The sequence below is a fragment of the Microlunatus speluncae genome, assembly GCF_009299835.1.
In the GTDB taxonomy this organism is placed as follows: Bacteria; Actinomycetota; Actinomycetes; order Propionibacteriales; family Propionibacteriaceae; genus Microlunatus; species Microlunatus speluncae.
Map to the genome: position 1 here is coordinate 242,828 of NZ_VKCZ01000021.1, position 14,980 is coordinate 257,807.

At 70.1% G+C, this 14,980-nt stretch carries 14 protein-coding genes and 1 riboswitch; of the genes, 6 read left to right on the plus strand and 8 right to left on the minus strand.

Annotation, left to right across the window (positions count from 1 at the left end):
• Positions 1–18: 18 nt before the first annotated feature.
• Positions 19–1,128 carry a winged helix DNA-binding domain-containing protein gene (locus FNH24_RS30605; RefSeq protein WP_152366041.1) on the plus strand — a complete coding sequence of 370 codons (1,110 nt, stop codon included), beginning with the start codon at positions 19–21 and terminating at the stop codon, positions 1,126–1,128.
• A 50-nt stretch (positions 1,129–1,178) separates the two neighbouring features.
• Here FNH24_RS30605 and FNH24_RS30610 read toward each other — a convergent pair whose 3' ends face one another.
• Positions 1,179–2,123: a TetR/AcrR family transcriptional regulator C-terminal domain-containing protein gene (locus FNH24_RS30610; protein ID WP_152366042.1), complete on the minus strand. Its 945-nt coding sequence runs from the start codon at positions 2,121–2,123 to the stop codon at positions 1,179–1,181.
• Between the two features lie 127 nt (positions 2,124–2,250).
• Here FNH24_RS30610 and FNH24_RS30615 point away from each other — a divergent pair, with 127 nt between their 5' ends.
• Together FNH24_RS30615 and FNH24_RS30620 are read left to right on the plus strand one after the other, a co-directional pair.
• Positions 2,251–3,390, plus strand: coding sequence for an FAD-dependent monooxygenase (locus tag FNH24_RS30615; RefSeq protein ID WP_152366043.1), 1,140 nt, complete (start codon positions 2,251–2,253; stop codon positions 3,388–3,390).
• 16 nt (positions 3,391–3,406) lie between these two features.
• A riboswitch (ZMP/ZTP riboswitch) is annotated at positions 3,407–3,485 on the plus strand.
• Positions 3,442–4,632: a 5-aminoimidazole-4-carboxamide ribonucleotide transformylase gene (locus tag FNH24_RS30620; protein ID WP_343031918.1), complete on the plus strand. Its 1,191-nt coding sequence runs from the start codon at positions 3,442–3,444 to the stop codon at positions 4,630–4,632. Its footprint overlaps the riboswitch before it by 44 nt.
• Positions 4,633–4,702: 70 nt before the next feature.
• Here the strand turns inward: FNH24_RS30620 and FNH24_RS30625 are convergent, their stop codons facing one another.
• The gene (locus tag FNH24_RS30625) at positions 4,703–6,451 is read right to left on the minus strand and encodes a DUF2207 domain-containing protein (RefSeq protein ID WP_152366045.1); all 1,749 of its coding nucleotides are present in this window, start codon (positions 6,449–6,451) and stop codon (positions 4,703–4,705) included.
• A 121-nt stretch (positions 6,452–6,572) separates the two neighbouring features.
• On the opposite strand from FNH24_RS30625, the gene FNH24_RS30630 reads away from it, so the two are divergent.
• Positions 6,573–7,664 carry a neutral zinc metallopeptidase gene (locus tag FNH24_RS30630; protein ID WP_152366046.1) on the plus strand — a complete coding sequence of 364 codons (1,092 nt, stop codon included), beginning with the start codon at positions 6,573–6,575 and terminating at the stop codon, positions 7,662–7,664.
• Between the two features lie 16 nt (positions 7,665–7,680).
• On the opposite strand, the gene ispF is transcribed toward FNH24_RS30630, so the two are convergent.
• Together ispF and FNH24_RS30640 are read right to left on the minus strand one after the other, a co-directional pair.
• A complete protein-coding gene (gene ispF, locus FNH24_RS30635) occupies positions 7,681–8,160 on the minus strand; it encodes a 2-C-methyl-D-erythritol 2,4-cyclodiphosphate synthase (protein ID WP_152366047.1) in 480 nt (159 codons plus the stop codon).
• 46 nt (positions 8,161–8,206) lie between these two features.
• A complete protein-coding gene (locus tag FNH24_RS30640) occupies positions 8,207–8,692 on the minus strand; it encodes a CarD family transcriptional regulator (protein ID WP_152366048.1) in 486 nt (161 codons plus the stop codon).
• 358 nt (positions 8,693–9,050) lie between these two features.
• On the opposite strand from FNH24_RS30640, the gene FNH24_RS30645 reads away from it, so the two are divergent.
• A complete protein-coding gene (locus FNH24_RS30645) occupies positions 9,051–9,614 on the plus strand; it encodes a hypothetical protein (protein WP_152366049.1) in 564 nt (187 codons plus the stop codon).
• A gap of 17 nt (positions 9,615–9,631) precedes the next feature.
• Here the strand turns inward: FNH24_RS30645 and FNH24_RS30650 are convergent, their stop codons facing one another.
• Positions 9,632–10,486 carry a class I SAM-dependent methyltransferase gene (locus FNH24_RS30650; RefSeq protein WP_152366050.1) on the minus strand — a complete coding sequence of 285 codons (855 nt, stop codon included), beginning with the start codon at positions 10,484–10,486 and terminating at the stop codon, positions 9,632–9,634.
• Between the two features lie 82 nt (positions 10,487–10,568).
• Here FNH24_RS30650 and FNH24_RS30655 point away from each other — a divergent pair, with 82 nt between their 5' ends.
• On the plus strand, positions 10,569–11,393 hold the full coding sequence (locus tag FNH24_RS30655; RefSeq protein ID WP_152366051.1) for a phosphotransferase: 825 nt from the start codon (positions 10,569–10,571) through the stop codon (positions 11,391–11,393).
• A 478-nt stretch (positions 11,394–11,871) separates the two neighbouring features.
• On the opposite strand, the gene FNH24_RS30660 is transcribed toward FNH24_RS30655, so the two are convergent.
• From FNH24_RS30660 to FNH24_RS30670, 3 genes are all read right to left on the minus strand, one after another.
• Entirely contained in the window at positions 11,872–12,864 is a 993-nt protein-coding gene (locus tag FNH24_RS30660; RefSeq protein WP_152366052.1) for a glycoside hydrolase family 113 protein, read from the minus strand.
• A 579-nt stretch (positions 12,865–13,443) separates the two neighbouring features.
• Complete coding sequence (locus FNH24_RS30665; RefSeq protein WP_343031916.1) at positions 13,444–13,851, minus strand: beta-class carbonic anhydrase; 408 nt, start codon at positions 13,849–13,851, stop codon at positions 13,444–13,446.
• A 79-nt stretch (positions 13,852–13,930) separates the two neighbouring features.
• Complete coding sequence (locus FNH24_RS30670; protein ID WP_152366054.1) at positions 13,931–14,896, minus strand: ribose-phosphate diphosphokinase; 966 nt, start codon at positions 14,894–14,896, stop codon at positions 13,931–13,933.
• Positions 14,897–14,980: the final 84 nt, after the last annotated feature.

The following is a 14,980-nucleotide window of genomic DNA, read 5'->3' on the forward strand; positions in this document are numbered from 1 at the left end:
AACCGGCAGGATGCGGGTGTGACCCGAACCGCAGTGACCGTCGATCGCGCCACTCTGAACCGGACCACGCTGGAACGGCAGCGACTGCTGCGGCGCGCCGATGCGACCGCGGTGGACACGATCCAGCACCTGGTCGGGCTCCAGGCCCAGGAGCCGCTCGAGCCCTACGTCGGGCTCTGGTCCCGCAACGCCGGCTTCGCGCCGGCCGAGCTGGTCGACCTGTTGCAGGAGCGCCAAGCCGTCCGGACCCTGATGATGCGCCGCACGCTGCACCTGCTGACCCGCTCCGACGCGCTGCGGCTGCGGCCGGCGCACCAGGCGATGGTCGTCCAGCGGACCCTCGGCGCCCGCGGCCGCCAACTGGGCGGCGAGCTCGATCTGGACGAGCTCGCCACGGCAGCGAAAGCCCTGTTCGCGGAGCGGCCGCGGATCTCCTCCGAGGTCGCCCACGCGCTGGCCGACCGCTGGCCCGGCGTGCCGATCGACGCGCTCGCCGACGTCGTCGGGTCGCTGGTCCCGGTGGTCCAGGTGCCGCCGCGCGGGATCTGGGGACAACGCGCGGCGGCCCGTAACCAGGCCTTCTCCGCCTGGTTCGGTGATCATGATCCGGTCCCCGATGAGGCGGAGGTGCTGGACGATCTGGTGCTGCGCTACCTCGGCGCCTTCGGCCCGGCCACCAGTTCGGACGTCCGCGCCTGGTCCGGCCTGAGCGGGCTGCCCGCGGTGATCAAGCGGCTCCGGCCCCGACTGCGTCGTTACCGCGACGAGGCCAACCGCGAGCTGCTGGATCTGGCCGACGCGGAGCTGACTCCGGCCGAGACGCCCGCACCGCCACGGTTCCTGCCGGCGTTCGACAACGTCGTCCTCGGGTACGCCGACCGGATCCGGATGATCGACGACGACGATCGGCCGCTGAGCATCGGCGGCGCCCGCTTCGTCCTGGTCGACGGCCGGGTCGCCGCGAGCTGGACCAGCACCGGCGATGCCGACAGCGGCGTGACCGTACAGCTGGAGCTCTTCCGGCAGCTCCGACCCGCCGAACGGACCGACCTGACCGCCGAGGCCGAAGCCCTGGCCGCCTTCCTCGGCGACGGCACCTCCGGCCGCGTGACCATCCAGGAGCCGTAAACCTCTTCCCCGCGCCGACTTGTCAGAACTGAGTTGTGTCATGGCACAACTCAGTTCTGACAAGTCGGCGTGAGGGTGATGCCGTCGAGGAGGTGGCGCAGGCCGAGCTCGAACAGGCGGTCGAGGACGAGGTCGTAGCCGCCGTCGAGCCGGCCCATCGCGGACAGAACCGTGGCGAAGGCCGGATAGCGACCGGAGCCGGCCAGCGCGTCCAGGTCGGGGGTCTGCTCGGTGATCCACTCCTCGTCGGACAGGCCGCTCGCCGCGGCCGCGCGGGCCTCGGCCTCGAGGTTGATCGCGATCCCGGTGACGAAGTTGTAGAGCAGCACGTTCAGATCGAACGCTGTGATCGGATCCAGGCCGCGATCGAGCAGCGCAGCCAACATCAGTTCGGAGTACGCGAGCAGACTGGGCGCCGCCAGGGGCCGGGTCAGCGGTGTCACGTGGGCGAGCCACGGATGCCGCTGATGCACCGCCCATAGTCCGCGCGCCGCGACCTCGATCCGTTCCCGCCAGCCCGCCGGGAGGTCGGTGGGCAGCGGCGATTCGGCGAAGGCGGCATCACTCATCGAAGCGAGCAGGTCGTCCTTGTCCCGGATGTGCCGATACAGCGTCATCGGGGAGACCCCGAGCCGCGCGGCGACGGCCCGCATCGACACCGCGGTCAGGCCCTCGGCATCGGCCAGCGCGACCGCCGTCTGCAGCAGCCGGTCCCGGGTCGGCTCCGAACCGGACGCCGGCCGCGAACCCTCGGCCGGCGTCGGATCGGTGCCGGCGGTCGCCGGCGCCACCACCGTGCCGCTGCGCGGTCGGGCCACGACGACGCCTTCGTTGCGCAGCACGGTCAGGGCCTTCGCGGCCGTTGCCATCGCGACACCGGCCTGCCGAGCGAGCTGCCGGGTGGACGGCACCCGGTCACCCGGCCGCAACTCCCCGATGCCGATCCGCCTCCGCAGGTCGGCGGCGATCGCGGCGTACGGCGGCTGATCGGTCATCCGTAGCTCCCATCTGTGCTAGCACAGTCTAATCATCAACCCGATCAAACAGGTATTGCACTGCGCCATTGCCTGTGCGTACAGTGTACAGACAGAACGTACAGCGTATTGAGACAGGGGAATCATCATGCGATCAGTGCTCATCTCCGGCGGCGGCATCGCCGGCCTCGTGCTCGCCGATTCGCTGCGCCGGCAGGGCTTCGCCGTGACCATCGTGGAGCGCGCTTCGAAGCCGCGGACGACGGGTCAGGCCGTCGACATCCGTGGCGCCGCGTTGACCGCGATGGATCGGCTCGGCTACCGCGCGGAGCTCGAGAGCCGGCGCACCCGGCTCAAGGGAATGTCCTGGCTGAACGGCGCCGGGGTCGAGCAGTGGCGGCGTGAGGACTTCGTGCTCAGCAGCGGTCGACTGGACAGCCCAGACATCGAGATCCTCCGCGCCGAGCTGACCGAGGTGCTGCAGGCCGGCCTACTCCGGACCGACGCCGCCCGCGAGGACGACGGCAGCGAACTGGTGTTCGGCGATTGGATCACCGGCCTCACCGACGGCCCGGACGGCGTCGACATCCAGTTCGCCCAAACTGCCCCGCACCGGTTCGACCTGGTCGTCGGCGCCGACGGCCTCTACTCCGGGGTCCGCCGGCTGGCGTTCGGCCCGGCCGAGCGGTATCTGCACCACCTGGGGGCGTACCTCGGAGTGTTCGGCGGCCCCAACCTGATCGACCTCGAGGACTGGCAGGTCTGGGTGCAGGACCCGGCGGCGACCTACGTGGTCTATCCGACCCGGGACAACAGCGAGGTGCGGGTCACCGTCGGCTTCGAGTCGCCCGCGATGACGGTGGACTACCGCGACGAGCCGCAGCACCGGCAGCTCGTCGCCGACCGGATCGCCCGGATCCCCTGGCAGACCGATGCCCTGCGGAAGACCCTGGAAGCCTCGGCCGACTTCCAGTTCGGCGCGATGGCCCAGGCCCGGCTCGGCTCCTGGTCCAGCGGCCGGGTGGCCCTGATCGGCGACGCCGCCAGCTGCCCGTCCCCGTTGACCGGCCAGGGCACCAGCGTCGCGATCATCCAGGCGTACGTGCTCGCCCAGGAGCTGGCCCGCAACGCGGCGGCGACGGACGGGCACACCGTCGCCTACCGGCGCTACGAGGAGCGGCTGCGTGGGTTCGTCGACCTGAACCAGGCGCTGATCGGTCCGGAAGGGCAGCCGGCCGAGGAGGGCGCCGTCGACAAGATCAAGGACGCGGTCGACCTCGACGCCTGACCCGCGCGTTAGAGTGGGGGTCTCGCGCGACTGGCGATCAGATGGGAATCCATCGGGGAGCATCGGTCGAGAAGTCGTCCGCCTGGGCTTCTCGCACTCGGACAGGAGTGCGCGATGCATCTCAGGTACGGACTCAATCCCCATCAACCGGCGACGGCGGAGCCGATCGGCCCGCCTCCGTTCCGGGTGATCAACTCCGACCCCTCGGCGATCAATCTGCTGGACGCGATCACCGGCTGGAATCTGGTCCGCGACGCCCGGCGACAGCTCGGCGTCCCGGTCGCGGCGTCGATCAAGCACGTCGCCCCGGCCGGCGTCGCGGCGGCCGGACCGGTGGACTCCGTGATCATGGACAGCTGGGCCGTGGATGGGCGACCGAGCCCGGTCCTGTCGGCCTACCTGCGAGCCCGGGATGCCGATCCCCGCAGCAGTTACGGCGACCTGCTCGCGGTCTCCGATCCTGTTGATCTTGAACTGGCCCGGTTCCTGGCCACGGTGATCTCCGACGGCATCGTCGCACCGGGCTTCGAGTCGGGGGCGATCGACATCCTGCGCCGGAAACGCCGCGGCCGCTATCTGATCATGGAAGCCGACCCGGCCGTCCGGCCGCCGCAATCCGAGCTCCGCGAGCTCGGCGGACTCCGGATCACCCAGGCCAGTGATCACGGCACCCTCGATGCCGCCCTGCTGCCGCCGGACCTCCCCGAAGCGACCCGGGCCGACGCCTTGCTGGCCATGATCACGGCCCGCTACACCCCGTCGAACACGGTGGTCGCGGTGCGCGACGGGCAGGCGATCGGGATCGCCGGCGGACAGCAGTCACGGGTCGACTGCACCCGGCTGGCGGTGGCCAAGGCCGCGACCTGGTGGCTCCGACGGCACCCGTCGGCCGCCCTGATCGCCGGTCCACCGGCACGTCGCCGGCAGGACCGGATCAATCTCCAACTCGCCCTGGCGACCGGCGACCCGACCCCGGAGGAGGCCCGACTGCTCGCCGCCGAACTGGCCGACCGACTGCCGACCGCAACCGACCGTGCGGCCTGGCTGTCCCGGCTGGACCGGGTGATCATCGCCCACGACGGCGCGATCCCGTTCCGCGACAACATCGATCACGCGGCCCGGATCGGCACCACCATGATCATCGAGCCCGGCGGATCAACAGCCGCCGAGCCGGTAGAACAAGCCTGCACCGACCACAACATCACCCTGATCCGCACCCACCGCCGCCTCTTCCACCACTAACCCCCCGACCTGTCAGAACTAGGGGCTGCTCTGGCGTCCCCTAGTTCTGACAACTCGGGGTTGGGTGGGGTCAGCGGGTGAAGAGGTTGCCGGCTACGGTGCCGATGAAGTTGCGGAGGGAGTCGGGCAGGTCGCGGAGGTGCCAGTTGTCCGGGCCGTGATACCAGGACAGGTCGGTCGAGTCCGGGTCCTCGTCGGCGTCGGAGGCGACGATCGCGTCCAGCCAGCGCTCGGCCCCGCCGAGGACGACCGCGTACGGCAGCACCTCGGACAGCTCGCGCAGCTCCTGGCCGGCGGGCATCTGATCGGTCGGCTGGCTCAGCAGATCCGACCGCAGCGCCATCAGACCGGCCTGCACCGCCGAACCCTTGCCGGTCCGGGCCGGCATCTCCTGGGCGACGAAGACGAGCCCGAGGCCGAGGATGACCAGGGCCAAGCCGATCAGGCCGAAGGTGGTGAAGGCGGCCAGCAGGCCGGTGGCGACGACGGCGACGATCAGCCCGGCCAGCGCCAGCTGGGTCCACCGGTTGCGGGTGGAATCCGGCCGCCGCTCGTACCAGCCGTTGGCGACCATCTCGTCGTACAGCTTGTCCTGCACCCCGTCGATCGAGGCCCGCACCTTGTCACTGAGCTCGGACACCCGCACCTCGCCGCCGGGCGCGGCCAGGCCGTCCAGCAGCTCGATCTCGAACGGATGCAACTCGCTCGGGTCGGCCTCCTTCGGCCGGGACAGCACCCAGTCGGTCCGGGCGAACTCGGACTCCCGCGGCAGCTCGGTGATCAGCAGGTGACCGCGGACGGCCAGGTCGATCAGGCTCGCGGTGACGTCGATCGGGTCGACCCGTTCGTCGACCACGGTGCCGACCTGGCCGGGCCGGATCTCGCCGACCACGCGGAATTCGGACTCGCCATCGCCGACCGGCGCGAACTCACCGATCTTGGCGATCTGACCGCCGGGCCGGGCGTCGGCGCCGGCGAGCCGGTGCAGCGCGAACAGGACGATCCCGCCGAGCACCAGCAGCGCCAGCGCGATGCCGAGCTGCAGCGGGCCGACGGAGAAGGCGCGGCCGAGGGTCCAGCGGGTCTCGATCACCTCGTTCGAGGGGACCGCGTCGGCCGGGAAGTCGATCCGGATCGCGACCTCTTCGTTCTCACCGCGAGGCCCGTCCCGGAAGGTCGGGTTCGGCGCGTCGTGAGTGCCGCCGGCGGCGAAGTCACAGGTCACGTCCGACCCGGGCGGGCCGGCCGTGCAGTCGATGTTGGCCAGCGGCGCCGGGATCGCCACGGTCGCGTTGAACTCGGTGACCTGGAGGCTGAGCCCCTGCAGCAGCCGTACGCTCAGCGCCGTGGTCCCGTAGTCGGCGGTGATCACCGCACCGGACACCTGGTACGTCAGTTCGAGCTCGGTCGCGCCGTTGGTCGGCATCGTCACGGTGACCGACCGGCTGTCCCGGACCTCCGTCGGGGTGACGCCCTGGCCGCCCGCCTTCGCGGCGAAGCCGTTGACCTGTTGCACCCGCTCCCGGTCCGGTTCCTGCGGCAGCGGATCCCGCAGCTCGAACCGCTGCTTCACCTCGGCCGGGACCGACCCGGTGAAGACGATCTTCTCGGTCACCTTGAGGACGCCGTCGAAGCCGAGTTGGGCCTGGACGTCGACCGAGGAAGCCGTGCCCTCGGCCCGCGCGGGCCGGGCCATCGGCCCCGCCAGCAGGGCCGCGGCGAGGGCCACGAGGAGGAGCGAGAACACGGTGAAGCGGGCCAGCCGGCCGGCCCGACCGGTCGTCAGACGTCCCGGTTCGGGCGCAGGTGAGCTCAACACGGGGTACAGCCTCCCACAAACCCCGGTCCTCACGATGTGGGTCGGCGGCGAGCCCCGAATTGCGCTCTGGTGAGCGGCGGGGTCGTCGCGGAGCGGCCGCCCTACGGCTATCGTGGCGGCCGTGACGCAACCGCAGTGGGGATCCCCGGCGCCGGGTCAACGGGTTGGTGGCCAGCAGCCGAATTGGACCGGATATGCCCCGACGGGCCGGACGTCATCGTTCAGCCCGCCCGGCGGATTCTCGCCGTACGGTCAGCAGCCGGCCCCCGGTCAGCTGCCCGGGCGACCGCCCGCCCCGCCGCCGCGTCGCCGCAGCCCGCTCGGCAAGCTGCTCGGCGCGATGATCGTGCTCGCCATCGTCGCCTCGATCGGCCTGGTCGCGACCCTGGTCGCCAACCCGGCCACCCAGTCCGCGTACCAGAACGACGACTTCCCGGTGCCGGCGCCGGAGGAGAACCCGCCCGAGGTCCCGCGGCCGCAGACGTACGAAGAGGCCGAGGAGATGATCACGGCCAATCGGTTCTACGACGAGCAGACGCCGATCCCGGTGCGCTGCGAGGAAGGCCCGATCGACGTCACCCAGGCGTCCGATCCGGAGCTCGAGGAGCACCTGAACAACCTGATGGAGTGTCTGGTCCGGGTGTGGCAGCCGCCGGTCACCGCGGCCGGCTGGGAGATCGTCCGCCCCTCCGTCACCGTCTACAGCGAGAAGGTCAAGACCAAGTGCGGCGAGACCGGCGTCAACGCGTCCTATTGCAGCGCCGATCAGCAGGTCTACTTCTCCAACCAGCTGGTCCGGGCGCTCCCGGCGGTCGGTGAGAACAAGTGGGTCGCGTACATCATCATGGCGCACGAGTTCGCGCACGCCCTGCAAGCCCGGACCAACATCCTGATCTCGGCCCATGCGCTGGTCCAGGACGAGGACGAGGGCGCCCAGCTCGAGATGAGCCGCCGGATCGAGGTGCAGGCCGACTGCCTGTCGGCGATGTTCCTGCGGTCGGTCTCCCGCTCGCTCGAGGTCAAGCAGGACGACCTGGAGGGCATTGAGGCGACCTACAAGGCGATCGGTGACGACACCCTGACCGGCAAGAAGAACGTGAACGGCAACCACGGTCTGGCCCGGTCCCGGGAGTACTGGGCCAACCAGGGTCTCGGCAGCAGCGACGTGAAGACCTGCAACACCTACGTGGCCGACGCGAAGCTGGTCCGCTGACCCAGCCGGGTCCTGATCAGGGCGCGTCGCGCTGGATCAGCGCGGTGGCGATGGCGGCGATGCCTTCGCCGCGGCCGGTCAGGCCGAGTCCATCGGCGGTAGTGCCGGCGACTGCGACCGGGGCTCCGATCGCGTCACCCAGGGCCCGTTCGGCCTCGGCCCGCCGGGGTCCGAGCTTGGGCCGGTTGCCGACCACCTGGATCGCCACGTTGCCGATCTCGTAGCCGGCGTCGCGGACCAGCCGGGCCGTCTCGGTCAGCAGGGCGACCCCGCTGGCGCCGCTCCATTCGGGCCGGTCGGTGCCGAAGTTCGAGCCGAGATCGCCGAGCCCGGCGGCGCTGAGCAGCGCGTCACAGGCGGCGTGGGCGGCGACATCCCCGTCGGAGTGGCCGTGCAGGCCGGCCGGTTCGTCGGGGAAGATCAGGCCGGCAAGCGCCATCGCCCGCCCCGGCTCGAGACGATGGACGTCGACACCGATTCCGGTGCGTACGGTCATCAGAGCTGGGACGGGCGATGGATTGTTCGGGTGCGGAAGGGGTCGCTCAGGAAGCGAGGACCTCGTCCAGCAGGATTTCAGCCTTGTCCTCCGGGACGCGCTCGGCCAGAGCGAGCTCGGAGACCAGGATCTGCCGGGCCTTGGCCAGCATCCGCTTCTCGCCGGCGGACAGGCCGCGCTCGCGCTCGCGACGCCAGAGGTCGCGGACGACCTCCGCAACCTTCATCACGTTGCCGGAGTGCAGCTTCTCCAGGTTGGCCTTGTAACGCCGAGACCAGTTGGTCGGCTCTTCGGTGTGCGGTGCCCGCAGGACATTGAACACCCGCTCCAGACCATCGGCATCGACGACGTCACGCACGCCGACCAGGTCGAGGTTGCAGGCAGGGACGCGAACCACCAGGTCGTTTTGACCAACGATTCGCAGTACCAGATAGAGCTTGTCTTCGCCCTTGATTTGTCGCGTTTCGATGTCCTCGATGACAGCGGCCCCATGATTGGGGTAAACCACCGTTTCGCCGACTGTAAAGGTCATGTTGTTTTGTACCCCTTTCGCAGGCTCAAGTTTACCACGGGGATGGGCCCTCCCCTGGAGATGTTTGCGCTAGCCAGAGGCCGAAAACCGGCCAAGGTCGTAGCTTGACAACACCTGGCAACTGTGCCTGCCGGTGCCTGCTGTCCACGCCTTCGTCGCCGGTCCAGGAGGGGAGCCCCGTCAACCGCGGGAGAGGATCGTACCGCCCTGGTCGGACACCCGTCGAGACCTGGAACGCCGCCGGTCGGGCCGAGCCGGCGGTGTTCGTACCGGCGTTTCCTCGACCTGGATCAGCGAACGGGGGCGCAGGACACTAAGCTGCAGCCGATTCGACTCATCGAGCCCCAGGAGTGAAATCGTGCCCCCGTCGGTGCAATCCGCGACCCGCCTCCGCCGCCTGGCCAAGGCCGGCGCCGCGATCATCCTGTCGGCCGCGCTGACGGTCACGGCCGGTTGCGGCTTCGATGTGCAGACCAACAAGCCGTACACGCCGGGTGAAGGGGTCAACGCCGACATCGGCCCGCGCCAGGGCGCCGTCGCTGTGCGCAACCTGCTGATCGCCAGCAAGGAGCCGGGCACCGGCTTCGTCTCCGCCAGCCTCACCGCGGGTCACAACGACACGCTGCAGCGGATCACCGGCCGGGCCTTCAAGGCCGACGGCTCCGCCGGCACCCCGCTGACGGCGACCCTGCCGGCCCCGGTCGCCATCACGGCGGGCTCGCTGCTGGTCCTCACCGATCAGCAGCTGATCACGATCACCGGCGCCGACCTGGCCCCCGGGCTCGATGCCGAACTCACCCTGACCTTCGCCACCGCGGGCGAGACGACCATTCGGGTGCCGGTCGTAACGGCCGACGATCCGCAGTTCGAGACCATCTCCCCCTCCCCATCGCCGTCGCCCTCAGCCTCGGCCACCGGCTGACAGCGTTCGGCCGGAATTCACCGGCCGATGGAGAAGAAGTAGCCGACGTCTTCCGCGAACCGCCCGTTGGGCTGGTGATCGGTCAGTCGGCGGCGCAGCTGGGCCTCGAACTCGTCGACCTTCGGTCCGAGGGCGCGGCGGGAGGCGTACGAGCGGGAGTAGACGTGGCCGATCACCTCGTCCAGCGAACGCTCGCGGCTCTCGACGAAGGAACGGTGGGTGACCCGGAAGCCTTCCTCGGCCAGCAGGTCTTCGTGGGAGATCAGCCGCTGCCCCGGTGGGCTCTGGTCCGAGGTCGGTGCCGGCGGCGACGCGGACCGTCGCCACTCCCGGACGGACCGCTGGATGATGAGCTCCCACTCGGGCCGTGGATCCTCCGGGCGCCGGCCGGAGCCCATGATCACCAAGGTCCCTCCGTCGCTCAGCCAGCGCCGGGCCGACCGGGCCACCGGGCGACGGTCGAGCCGGTGGAAGGCGTTGGCGATGGTGATCATCCGCAACTCGCCGTCGCCGACCGCCAGTGTCTCCGCCCGCCCGCAGGTCCACCGGACGCCGACGCCCGCTCGGGTCGCCGCCGCGGCGCCGACCTTGATCATGTCCGGCTCCTGGTCGACCGCCCACACGTCGGTGAATCGTCGGGCCATCGGGATCGCCACCTGCCCGGTGCCGCAGGCCAGGTCGAGCAGGGTGCCGTCGCCGGGCGACCCGGCCGTGATCATGATGTCGTCGAGCATCGCCTCGGGATAGCCGTCCCGATATTTCGCGTAGTACTCGGCCGTGCCGGCGAACAGGTCCGGAGCGAACTCGGGGCGCAGCGGGAACGCCGGCCGGTCCCGGCCCGCTTCGCCATCGGTCTCAGCTGCCCGGCACACGAGCCGATGCTAAACCCCGGCGACGGCTTGGCCGGCCGGAAACTCGGTCGATCTGGCGGGCGCCCGACGTTACGGTGACCGGATGGGCGATCAGGGCGCGGGACGAGCAGCCGAGCCGGAGATCGCGCTCGACGGCGGGTCTCATTCGGGGGCCGTGCGGGTGGGCCGGACGGTGCGGCGTCGGGGTGGTGTGTGGTCGCCCGCCGTGCTCGACCTGCTGCGGCATCTCGAGGAGACCGGCTTCGCGGGGGCGCCGCGGGCGCTGGGCTTCGATGATCAAGGACGCGAGGTGTTGAGCTTCCTCGAGGGCGAGGTCGGCGCCGGACTACCGGAGGTCGACGACGGGCCTGTACCGGATGATCACTGGTTCTGGCGCGACGACGTGCTGGTGCGACTCGGCGGGCTGGTGCGCGAGTTCCACGATGCCGCGGCGACGTTTCCGTGGGCCGACCGCGAGTGGCAACTGCCGATCCAGGAGCCGGTGGAAACGATCTGCCACAACGACCTGGCGCCGTGGAACGTGATCTTCCGGGCCGGCGCGCCGGCGGCGTTGATCGACTGGGAGGCGGCGGCCCCGGGCCCCCGCGCCTGGGATCTCGGCTTCCTCGCCTGGCGTTGGGTGCCGTTTTGGACCGATGAGCGCTGCCGGTCAGCCGGGCTGCCGAAGAGCCTGGCCGATCGGGCGCGCCGGCTCCGGCTGCTGCTCGAGGGCTACGGAGTCGAACCCGACCTCGCCCTGCTGCGGACCGCGATCGAGCGGACGCGGGGATTCCAAGATCATCTGTGGCAGCTGGTCGCCGAGGGCTCGGAATGGGAAGTGTGCCTGGCGCGACGGGGTGTGCTCGACGAGATCGCCCGGGAGATCGCCTGGGTCGAGGAGCACGCGGTCGCCCTGCTGGAAGCATGACGAGGGTCGGGGTTCGCGCAGCCCCCGGTGGCGCCTCTCTCCCGCGCAACGGTCGCATCGGGCCTGCCCTTCGACAGGCTCAGGGAACGAACAAGCTCGGGGCGCGCCGCTTTCGGGTGTGGAGGTTTAGGGGTTCGTTCCCTGAGCCCGTCGAAGGGGCAAGCCGGACCGCGCCGGTTCTCCCGACGGTTTCGGCCTGACGGCCGGAAAGACGCAGCAAAGGGCGGGCGGGTTGTCGCGGTCGGTCCGTCTCGCGGCCGGGCGCCGGTTCCGGCGATGGCCGGTGCCGCCGGTAGTCCTTCTCGCTGGACCGCGCGTCTCCGGGGCGTCGAGGAATTGTGTTGATCATCGAGAGTGACGTTTCGCACCTGAAGACGGACGATCGAGGTCGAAAAGGTCACACTCGATGAACCCGAAGCACCCGTCAGGCCAGAAACCCCAGGAGATCGGCGGGGACTGGCTTTCCCTTCGACCGGTTTCAGGCATCCGAGCCGGCTTCCGGTCGGTCCCGGCCGAGCTCGCCGTACTGCCGGGCCACCTGGTGGAAGGCGGCCTTGGGGCGGGGCTCGCCGTCTTCGGGTACGGCGACGATGCCGAAGCCGGCCTTGTCGAGATCGACGCGCGGATCGTCCCGGCGGGGAAATCCGCGCATGGCGTAGGTGAAGACGAAGCAACCGGCGACGCCGGTCTCGGCGAACAGGTCGATCAGCTCCCCCAGATAGCGGGCCTGCGTCTCCTCGTCCCGCGGATGATCATCACGAATGACCGGCGGGTCGGTGAACCAGTTGACGATCCGGAACGACCCGGGTCCACGCCGTTCGGCGCCGGCGAAGGCGCCGCAGCCGAACTCGGTGATGATCACCGGCCGGTCGTGGTCACGGACCAGGGCGGCCACCCGGCGGGCGTACGCCTCGTCGTCGGTGCCGGACCGGTAGAGGCTGACCCCGACCGCGTCGAACCGGGTCCAGTCGACCTCCTCCCAGCTCGCCGCGGCATAGCTGACCGGCCCCGAGAACACGTCCCGGGCGGTCACCGCGGCCCGATCCAGAAGTTGATCAAGCCGGCGGTCGATCCGTCGCCGGAGCAGCCGGTGGGCGCGGAGGATGATCCGCAGCCGCAGGTACGACCAGGAGCCCGGGACGATGCCGCGCGCGGTGTGGGAGAACTCGCTGCCGACCAGCAGGGTCACCCGATCGGGGAATCGCTGCCGCAACCGTTCCGCCGCTCGGCCGACCCGGCGCAGCTGATCAAGAAGGTCGGACCATGGTCGGTCGAGCAGGTGCGGCCGGATCCAGACGTCGAGCCCGGCATCGATCACCGCCGCGGCGGCATCGGCCAACTGATCGGGGTCGCCGCCGATGATCATGACGGCGGTGCAGTGCAGCTCGTCGCGGATGATCGGCAGGTCCTGCCGGAGCCGGTCGGTCGACACATCGTCCAGCAGGTAGGAGATTCCTCGGATCCGCAGCACGTCGTCTATCCCGGCCCGACGAGCGAGACTCTGGCCGATCGCATGCAGCGGAGTCTAGCCTCGATCTTTCGTGATCTTGGTGGCGACAGGTTCGGCCGACCAACCTGAACGTTCGTCCTGAGGCGGAAGGCGGGATGGTCGGAGTTTCGAGGACCCGTACAGAGCGAGGCACTCCCCGAGTGCAGTGGCATTCCGGTGGCTGCACGACCTCGGCGCTGTGGTCGTCGCCAGGAGGAGGTCAGCCGTCCTGACAGGTGCACCGTCACAAATCGGGGGCGCAACCCGGTCCCACCGAGCGATTTCCGGTCCCGCGGGGCGTTGTGCCCCCGATTTGTGCCAGTGCGCCAGCCCGCCCCGCCGACCACCCCCATCAAGTCCACGACCGATCAGCTGAACCCCGGCGGGCGTGACATCGCGGCAACCCCCGGCACCGAGACCGACCTCGGCTGGATGCGCAACCCAGCGGGTGACCGGAATCGACCCGACGTCGCCGAAGTCGGGCATTCTCGGCGGGTTTCGGGTGACGTCGGGTCGATTCCGGACATCGGGAGTGTTTCCATGGTTCCGACCCGCCGCCGGTCAGTTCGCGACCGGCGTGACCTCGCGGAGGCGGCCGGTCTCCACCTCGTAGACGAAGCCACGGACCGAGTCCTTCACGGGGATGAACGGGTCCGCCGCGATCCGTGCGATGGACTGCCGGACGTCCTCGTCCAGATCGCTGAAGGCCTCGGCCGGCCAATCGGGCTTGATCCCCGTCTCGTCCTCGAGCTGGGCCTTGAACCCGTCGTCGGTGAAGGTCAGCATCCCGCAGTCGGTGTGGTGGATCAGGATCACCTCGCGCGTGCCCAGCAGTCGCTGGCTGATCGCCAGACTGCGCCGCTCGTCGGCGGTGATCACCCCGCCGGCGTTGCGGATCACGTGGGCGTCGCCCTCCGCCAGGCCGAGCAGCCCGTACACGTTCAGCCGGGCGTCCATGCAGGCCACCACGGCGACCCCGCGGGACGGCGGCAGCGGCAGGTCCCCTTGTCGAAACCGTCCGCGTAGCGCTTGGCATGCCCGGGACGGCTCAGGCGCCGTACGTGATCTCGTCGCTGAACAGGCTGCTGACCGACTCGCCGCAGTTGATCCGGCGGACGGCCTCGGCGAAGAGTGGGGCGACGGAGCGGGTGACCATCTGCGGCATCCGCTTCTCCGCCGGCACCGGGACGGTGTTGGTGATCAGGATCTCCGAGACGCCCGCTTCGGCCTTGAGCCGGTCGATCGCCGGTCCGGTGAACAGGCCGTGGGTGCAGGCCAGGGAGAAGCTCTCGATCCCTTCGGCCCGCAGCATCGCCATCAGCTCGACGATCGAGCCGGCGGTGGCGATCTCGTCGTCCAGCACGATCGCGTGCCGCTTGCCGTGCAGGTCACCGACCAGCCGTTCGATGATCACTTTGTCGTCCGCGATCCGCTTCTTGGACCCGGCGATCACCTCGAGCCCGAGGATCCGGGCGAACTCCGTGGCCACCTTCGCGTTGCCCAGGTCGGGCGAGACGACGATCGAGTCGGTCAGGTCGCGGCCGACGAAGTGCTCGGCCAGCTCGGCGGTCGCGCTCAGATGATCAACCGGCACCGAGAAGAAGCCGTGCACCTGCGGCGCGTGCAGGGCCATGGTCAGCACCCGGGTGGCGCCGGCGGTGGCCAGCATGTCGGCGACCAGCCGGCCGCCGATCGAGATCCGTGGCTGGTCCTTCTTGTCCGACCGGGCGTAGCTGTAGTGCGGGATGATCGCGGTGATGTGCGCGGCCGACGCGCCGCGGGCCGCGTCCAGCATCAGCAGCAGCTCCATCAGGTTCTCCTGCACCGGCGAGGTGAGTGTCTGCACCAGATAGACGTCGCGCTGCCGGCAGTTCGCCCGCAACTGCACCTGCAGACAGTCGTTGCTGAATCTGGTGGTGCGCGAAGGAGAGAGTGGGATGCCGAGGATCTGGCACATCTCCTTGGCGAAAGCGGGGTGGGCGGAACCCGAGAAAACGGTGATGTCGCCGGTCACGGCCCAACGGTATCCCGGCCGAGCGGCAGCGGAGAAACGCCGTCGACCGCGAACGCAATCCGCGCGTAACGAATCCGCATTACA